The 7549-nt window shown below is 41.1% G+C and carries 7 protein-coding genes and 5 tRNA genes; 4 read left to right on the forward strand and 8 right to left on the reverse strand.

All coding sequences use genetic code 11. The features are described from left to right. From HC723_RS16090 to HC723_RS16110, 5 genes are all read right to left on the reverse strand, one after another. A partial coding sequence (locus tag HC723_RS16090; RefSeq protein ID WP_238925529.1) for a GTP-binding protein occupies nucleotides 1-139 on the reverse strand: 139 nt, incomplete at its 3' end. Nucleotides 140-228: 89 nt separating this feature from the next. Beyond that, nucleotides 229-305 (reverse strand) — tRNA-Thr (locus HC723_RS16095). A gap of 14 nt (nucleotides 306-319) precedes the next feature. Next, nucleotides 320-394, reverse strand: a tRNA-Gly gene (locus HC723_RS16100). 65 nt (nucleotides 395-459) lie between these two features. Continuing rightward, nucleotides 460-544 (reverse strand) — tRNA-Tyr (locus tag HC723_RS16105). A gap of 42 nt (nucleotides 545-586) precedes the next feature. Continuing rightward, nucleotides 587-662, reverse strand: a tRNA-Thr gene (locus HC723_RS16110). A 206-nt stretch (nucleotides 663-868) separates the two neighbouring features. Here HC723_RS16110 and coaA point away from each other — a divergent pair. Then, entirely contained in the window at nucleotides 869-1807 is a 939-nt protein-coding gene (gene coaA / locus HC723_RS16115; RefSeq protein ID WP_153445643.1) for a type I pantothenate kinase, read from the forward strand. 17 nt (nucleotides 1808-1824) lie between these two features. On the opposite strand, the gene birA is transcribed toward coaA, so the two are convergent. Beyond that, nucleotides 1825-2805 carry a bifunctional biotin--[acetyl-CoA-carboxylase] ligase/biotin operon repressor BirA gene (gene birA / locus HC723_RS16120; protein WP_190339811.1) on the reverse strand — a complete coding sequence of 327 codons (981 nt, stop codon included), beginning with the start codon at nucleotides 2803-2805 and terminating at the stop codon, nucleotides 1825-1827. Nucleotides 2806-2841: 36 nt separating this feature from the next. After that, nucleotides 2842-3891: a UDP-N-acetylmuramate dehydrogenase gene (gene murB / locus HC723_RS16125; protein WP_190339812.1), complete on the reverse strand. Its 1050-nt coding sequence runs from the start codon at nucleotides 3889-3891 to the stop codon at nucleotides 2842-2844. A 143-nt stretch (nucleotides 3892-4034) separates the two neighbouring features. Between murB and HC723_RS16130 the strand changes: the two genes are divergently transcribed. From HC723_RS16130 to HC723_RS16140, 3 genes are all read left to right on the forward strand, one after another. Beyond that, the gene (locus HC723_RS16130; RefSeq protein WP_238925528.1) at nucleotides 4035-4394 is read left to right on the forward strand and encodes a GNAT family N-acetyltransferase; all 360 of its coding nucleotides are present in this window, start codon (nucleotides 4035-4037) and stop codon (nucleotides 4392-4394) included. Nucleotides 4395-4481: 87 nt separating this feature from the next. Continuing rightward, complete coding sequence (gene pssA, locus HC723_RS16135; protein ID WP_153445635.1) at nucleotides 4482-5822, forward strand: CDP-diacylglycerol--serine O-phosphatidyltransferase; 1341 nt, start codon at nucleotides 4482-4484, stop codon at nucleotides 5820-5822. A gap of 104 nt (nucleotides 5823-5926) precedes the next feature. Further along, on the forward strand, nucleotides 5927-6949 hold the full coding sequence (locus HC723_RS16140) for an IS110 family transposase (RefSeq protein WP_190339813.1): 1023 nt from the start codon (nucleotides 5927-5929) through the stop codon (nucleotides 6947-6949). A 513-nt stretch (nucleotides 6950-7462) separates the two neighbouring features. Here HC723_RS16140 and HC723_RS16145 read toward each other — a convergent pair. Then, nucleotides 7463-7539, reverse strand: a tRNA-Asp gene (locus tag HC723_RS16145). Between the last annotated feature and the right edge of the window lie 10 nt (nucleotides 7540-7549).

The following is a 7549-nucleotide window of genomic DNA, read 5'->3' on the forward strand; positions in this document are numbered from 1 at the left end:
AATCTTTAGCAACACCACCGTACACTTTTGCAAGTGTAGTACAGATAGCAGCAGTAAGAGTTGTTTTACCGTGGTCAACGTGGCCGATAGTACCAACGTTTACGTGCGGTTTCGTACGTTCAAATTTCTCTTTAGACATGGATAGTCCCTCTAGGTACGGATTTGGTGGCCATGAAGACCACGTAACCAAAATGATTGTTAATTATATAAGTATTGCTTGATTAAAACTGGTGCTGATACCCAGACTCGAACTGGGGACCTCACCCTTACCAAGGGTGCGCTCTACCGGGCTGAGCTATATCAGCGAAAACTTTTTAACTGGAGCGTGCGGCGGGAATCGAACCCGCATCATCAGCTTGGAAGGCTGAGGTAATAGCCATTATACGACGCACGCATTGTCATTTAGTACAGTTTTAACTGCAATTTATTACGCATATAGACGAATCTACATGAACAATATGGTGGAGGGGGACGGATTCGAACCATCGAAGGCGGAGCCGGCAGATTTACAGTCTGCTCCCTTTGGCCACTCGGGAACCCCTCCAAATTTTATTTTGCTTGCCACTTTCGATATTAAAAAAGGAAGTGGTGCCGACTACCGGAGTCGAACTGGTGACCTACTGATTACAAGTCAGTTGCTCTACCTACTGAGCTAAGTCGGCGCAAGTGGTGCGAATTCTATTGAATGTTCGAAAATCTTGCAAGAGTAAAATGCAAAAAAATACGATTTTCCGCCTTCTATTACGCATTTGTCTAGAAAATCGGCAACATTCTGAATGTTTGCAATAAAAGCACGATGGCAATAGTTTGAATTCAAGCAAGCATAGTGTATCTTCGCTCATCCTTGTTAATTGTTTTGAGCCTGATTATGAATCCATATTTGTCATATAACCGAGAGCAGTGGTCCGAGTTGCGGAATTCTGTTCCTATGACACTCACATCAGAAGACTTAAAAGAACTGCAAGGGATCAACGAACATCTTTTGATGGATGAAGTTACTGAAATTTATCTACCATTGTCACGCTTATTAAATCTTTATGTTGCCGCTCGTCAAAGTCGCAACCAAGTACTGCACCAGTTTTTTAGCCCTCACCATTCAGAAAAAGATGAGAAATCGCCACCGTTTATTATTGGTATTGCCGGCAGTGTTGCGGTAGGTAAAAGCACTACAGCTCGCCTGCTTAAAGCGTTGTTATCTCGCTGGGAAAACCATCCAAAAGTAGAGTTAATTACTACCGATGGATTTTTACGTCCCAATCAAACATTACTTGATCATGATTTAATGACTAAAAAGGGCTTCCCTGAGTCTTATGACACCAAGCGTTTGGTGACTTTTCTCAACGATGTGAAGGCAGGTAAACGCAATGTCGAAGCGCCGGTTTATTCTCATATCACTTATAATATTACCGATGAAGTCAAAGTGGTGGATCAGCCAGATGTACTGATCATTGAAGGCTTGAATGTCTTACAAAGTAGTCATGACTATCCAGACGCTCATTTAAAGATGTTTATTTCGGATTTTCTCGATTTTTCTATCTATGTCGATGCCGAGAGCAAAACGATTGAAGACTGGTATATTTCCCGTTTTATGAAGTTACGACAAGGGGCATTCACTAAACCCGGTTCTTATTTTAGCCATTATACTGAGCTCACTGAAGCTCAATCTATTACGAAAGCGCAGAGTATTTGGCAAACCATTAATGGCGTAAATTTGGAACAAAACATACTGCCAACTAAAGGTCGCGCTCAATTAATTTTACGTAAAGGCGTCGGCCATCAAGTTGAAGAGATATTATTACGCAAATAATTCAATACCGATGTAAATTAGTTATCGGCTTTGCGCAGAGAAATCTCGCCGCCGACATACGCTTCTTCCCCTTGCTCGGTGTGTAATAAAATCGCTCCCTGCGAATTGATTCCTTTACATTGTCCATAAACTTCTTTGTTGCCCATAATCAGTTTGATCGACTGATTATGAAAATTATCCAGTTGATTCCAGCGCTCAACCAGCTCACTCATGCCTTTGTGTTCATATCCAGTTAATACACGCTTCCAAGCAGCCAGTAATGCAATCACCACGTTATTGCGGCTCGGAGTATTACCATCAAATACCTGCTCTAGATTAGTCCACGATTGATCAATGTTATCCGTCGTTTTTGACATGTGGATATTTAATCCCATCCCTATCACTAAATGCGCAGCTTCACCGGTTTGCCCTGACATTTCAACTAATACTCCGGCCAGCTTTTTATCATGGTGATAGATGTCATTTGGCCACTTTAATTTAATGTCTTTTGCACCAAGTGACTCTAACCCATCAACAATTGCCACCCCGATAGCCAGACTAAGCCCCATAGCAGCGGCCACACCAGCATCTAGCTTCCAATACATAGAGAAATAAAGATTTGCGCCAAATGGTGACACCCATTCTCTACCTCTGCGCCCTCTTCCTTTGGCTTGGTATTCCGCCACGCAGACACAACCGCTTTCTTTATCTTTACTCTTATCAAGTAAATACTGATTGGTCGAATCGATAATAGGAATAAGCTCTACTGGTTGTTGCGAACTGCGTTGGATTAAGCTTTGATCGAGTAGCTCAATCGCATTCGACAATTGATACCCTTTCCCTTGAACTCGATAGATGTCTAGACCCCAAGTTTGAATAGCTTTAACATGCTTACTAATCGCCGCTCTAGACATACCGAGCATTTCACCAAGCGCTTCACCGGAATGAAATTGCCCATCGGAAAGTACTTTGATAATTTGATATTTAACTACATGCTCTTTGCGTATCATTTCAGTCATTATGATTGCCTTATTCGGATGCACGACGACACCATATTATCGCTCTGATTCTTGAAGTATTACATCGAGTTTCGATTCTTCTGTCGCAGTGAAAAATCGAACTTCATGCTCAAGTTCAACACCATATTTAGTCTTCACGCTTTGCTTTATAAACCAAGCAAGATCCAATACATCTTTTGCGCTTGCGGTTCCAGTATTGACTAAAACTAAAGCCTGCTGCGGGTGTACTTGAGCGCCACCCACTTGATGACCTTTCAAGCCACAGCGATCAATGAGCCAACCGGCGGCAATTTTGACACCAACTTCGGTTTCATAACCACTCATTTCGGGGTGGGCTATTTTTAATTGTTGGTAATGCTCGTGGCTAATAATTGGATTTTTAAAGAAACTACCTGCATTTCCCATCACGGCAGGATCAGGCAGTTTACTGCGTCGAATCTCACACACTAAATCAGAAACCGATTTGGGAGTGTTCAGCAAGTCTTTGTGCGCCGCTAATGGCCCGTATGATAAATTAGGGCACCATTCTTTACTGAGAACCAAGCCCACAGCAGTAATAACCACTTTATTGTACAATGCTTGTTTGAAAATCGAGTCACGGTAAGAGAAGCAGCACTCAGCAGCGGATAATCGCTTTACTTTAAAGTCAGCAAGATCCAAATAATCGACATATTCACAGACATCTTTGAACTCAACCCCATAAGCACCGATATTTTGGATTGGAGCACTACCTGCACACCCAGGGATTAAAGCTAAATTCTCTAGGCCGCCGATACCTTGCTCTAAGGTCCAGTCAACCAAACTAGGCCAATCCTCACCACCACTAATATGCAGGTGATAATGACCTTCTTTTTCTGTTAGCGTCTTACCTTGTAAGTGATTGACGATCACTACACCTTGGTAAGGTTCGGTAAAAAGGACATTACTCCCTTTACCTAATAACAATTTAGGCTTCCTTATCCATTCCATTGATTGAAAGGCTTGTGCTATATCCTCTATTGTCGTTGCTTCAATTAGAGTGTCACATGGCATATCAATACCAAAAGTATGGAATGGTTTTAAGTTTACATTATCGTTTACATTCATTTGATTGATTACCTGTTCTTGTATCGTGCTATTCTACCCTATCCGAAACGCAATCATAGCCCTTCATAATGTCAGTCATTTTCCAGATTCTTCCTCTAATCAAATACCCTCTACTTAAGCCTATTTATAAGGCGTATTACCCTTTGGCTAAGGTAAAGAAAAATGAAAGAGTGGTGGTCGGTTATCAACAGCAGACTATCATTGCCATTGTGCGTTTTCGTCCTATTGAGCAATATACATTATTGACAGGTATGCTCGTAGTGCCAGATCATCGACAACAAGGGATTGGTCAGCAGTTACTTAGTTACTGCGCAACTGAAGAGTTAAACTCAAATTGCTATTGTTTTGCTTATCAGCATTTAGAAACGTTTTATCAACAAGGCGGCTTTCACGCCATTGAAAGTGAGCAGTTGCCATCATCGTTAAGACAATTATTCCTTCGTTACATTACAAATGGAAAAAAACTGTTACCAATGCAGTACAAATCCGTTGATATGGCATAAGATACCAAGCAAATATAGTCAGGTGGCTACCTTTTTTGGTAAAGTTACCTTCATAAGACTCTAAAGTTTCTAAGGTTAAGAATATATATGATAGCTAGTAAGGATTTACTCGAACAGCTACCAACCATAGCTCAAGATCCGAATAAGTTTGAAGTTCTATTTCAGGCCAAGCAATTCAGAGAGCGCCTGCTATCCGAGATTAAAAGTGCCCGTAATCGAATTTATCTCGTCGCACTTTATTTAGAGAATGATGAAGCGGGTCGAGAAGTTTTAACCGAGCTTTATGAAGCGAAACAACGCAATCCTCAATTAGAGGTGACCGTTTGTGTCGATTGGCACCGAGCCCAACGCGGATTAATTGGCGCGGGAAAAACTGATGGTAACGCCGCTTTTTATTGCGAACTAGAAAAAAAATATCAACATGGTATTTCTATACTCGGTATTCCTGTTCGTATCAAAGAGGTATTCGGCGTATTGCACCTTAAAGGCTTTATTATCGATGATACCGTTATCTATAGCGGAGCAAGCCTCAATAATATTTATCTTCATCAAAGCAATAAGTACCGTTTTGACCGCTACCATGTTATTGAAAATCAGACCTTAGCCCAAACTATGGTTAATTATATCGATCAATATATGGTGGCTAACCCTGCGGTTAACAGTCTTAATCAAGAAAACCGTCCGACCACCAAATCACTTAAGCTGGCGATTAAACAGTTTAGGGCTTTATTAGCCCAATCAAGCTATCAGTTTAATGGTGATCAATTACAAGATGGTGAGGTGGGTATTATTCCGCTGGTTGGTGTTGGCAAGCGTCGTAATAAACTAAACCTACACATTAACCATCTAATTGCTTGTGCAGAAAAAGACATTGCTATTTTTACGCCGTATTTCAATTTCCCTAAAAGTGTAGCAAAAGAGATTAAAAAAGCGATTAAACGTGGTGTCAAAATCACGATTGTTGTCGGTGATAAAACCGCCAATGACTTTTATATTCCGCCCGAGGAAGACTTTAAAACCATCGCTGGCTTACCCTATTTATACGAAGTTAACTTGCGCCAATTTGCCAAAGTAAATGAGGCTCATATCGCCAGTCGACAACTTTCTATCCATTTATGGAAACACAACAACAATAGCTTTCACCTAAAAGGTATGTGGGTAGATAAAGAGTATATGCTAATAACCGGTAATAATTTAAACCCTAGAGCGTGGAAATTGGATTTGGAGAACGGTTTATTAGTAAAGGACCCTCAACAATTACTTCGCGATCAATTTGAACAAGAGCTTACTTCAATCTTAGAACATACTCACCTTGTTGGAAGCTACAAGCAATTGGAAGACATAGATTTATATCCTGAAGGGGTTCAGAAATTGATACGTAAAATTAAGCGGATAAAGGCCGATAAGATACTCAAGCAGATATTATAGATTCACAAAAAAGCCGAAGAAGAATACTTCGGCTTAATTATATGGTCCGCCTCACTCTCAAACTCCTATGCTTAGAGTAGGCATTCAGAAATGAGGTGAACCATATGTCTTCTATCCAAATTTTAGGTATCAATTTAGGTAAACATAGCTTTCACGTGGTTGGTCATAGCCACTCGGGGAAAGAAGTTTTACGGAAAAAATATAATCGAAACCAATTAATCTCTTTTATTGCGAAGCCAGAACCTACAATTATCGCTTTTAAAGCATGTGGTGGATCCCATTGGCTCGCTCGAAAATGCATAAATTTAGGTCATCAGACCAAACTCATCCCCCCTCAATATGTAAAACCTTACGTCAAGGGTAATAAAAATGACTTCATTGATGCAGCTGCGATAGCAGAAGCAGCGAGCCGACCATCTATGCGTTTTGTTGCAGTAAAAACAGAAGATGCACAAGTTATAGCAACGATTCATCGAATTAGAGATGGTTATATAAAAGAACGAACGGCATGTATGTCTAGAATTGGCGCAATTCTACTCGAATTTGGCCTGAGCCTGCCCAAAGGACATGCAAATATGAAAGCACTTTTCCAGTGGTTAGCAGAACAAAATCAAGAATTACCCCCGAGTTTACTCAATGAACTATGTAGTATTCATGAGCATTATTCTTATTTGAGCCAACAAATAAAAGCGCAAGACATTAAGCTTCATGATATTTCTGAACATAATGAATTAGCTCGGTTATTAAAAACAATTCCCGACATTGGAGATCTGACATCAACGCTTTGTATTGCTGATGTGAGCTCTGCAAATAATTTTGCAAATGGTCGTAATATGGCAGCATGGCTGGGTCTTGTTCCAAGGCAGTTTTCGACAGGAGGTAAACCCAAGTTATTTGGTGTTAGTAAACGAGGAAATAAACAGCTTCGGACCTTATTTGTTCATGGTGCTAGAGCGGTTTTATCTAGGCCAGAAACCACAGGGAAAGTATTTGGTCAGTGGCTGGTCAATTTGAGGGCAACCAAGCCGTTTAATGTTGTAGTGGTAGCACTTGCCAACAAGCTAGCAAGAATAGCTTGGGCGGTGTTACAACACCGCCAAGCTTTTAAGGCTGCTTTGCAGCCGTAACCGAGTTTGCAACGTCAATGAAAGTGATGACAAAAACGGTCAATCGGCCAGATTAAAAACCAGATACAAAAAACAGCATAAAAATGCTTTTGGCTTTTTAAGGATAATCTGGCGCGGATATCATCGTGGAGATGGTAAGCCATGAGCTCACCAAACGTGACTCCGAATGCATTAGCGCAAACTAACTCCGTCATTAATTAATTGTAGTTGCAATTAAGAGGCGGACCATACATTTTTGTAGCTGTTTTTCGGGATTGTCCAGACGTAAAAAAACGACTCTTTCAAATCGGGCTTTCAGCTATTATAAAAAAGACAGTGGTGATGTGGACGGGGCTCCCTAATATCACCAATCTTGCGCGCCCCCGACGTGACAGGCCGCCGCTTCTGAATAGAGTTAACCAACTAATGCGACCACAGTATATCACCTCAAAGTCATTGCCTTTACGTTCTATAATTCAACTTTGTTCAGACGTAAAAAAGCCCGACTCTTTCGAATCAGGCTTTCATAAATAGTGGCGGAGTGGACGGGACTCGAACCCGCGACCCCCGGCGTGACAGGCCGGTATTCTAACCAACTGAACTACCACTCCGCAGTGTCTA

The sequence above is a fragment of the Vibrio sp. S11_S32 genome, from assembly GCF_014694465.1.
GTDB lineage: Bacteria > Pseudomonadota > Gammaproteobacteria > Enterobacterales > Vibrionaceae > Vibrio > Vibrio algicola.

Coding starts and splice junctions, on each gene's coding strand:
- coaA (WP_153445643.1), top strand. CDS start 869: ATGAATCCATATTTGTCATATAACCGAGAGCAGTGGTCCGAGTTGCGG.
- birA (WP_190339811.1), bottom strand. CDS start 2,805: ATGACTGAAATGATACGCAAAGAGCATGTAGTTAAATATCAAATTATC.
- murB (WP_190339812.1), bottom strand. CDS start 3,891: ATGAATGTAAACGATAATGTAAACTTAAAACCATTCCATACTTTTGGT.
- pssA (WP_153445635.1), top strand. CDS start 4,482: ATGATAGCTAGTAAGGATTTACTCGAACAGCTACCAACCATAGCTCAA.
- HC723_RS16140 (WP_190339813.1), top strand. CDS start 5,927: ATGTCTTCTATCCAAATTTTAGGTATCAATTTAGGTAAACATAGCTTT.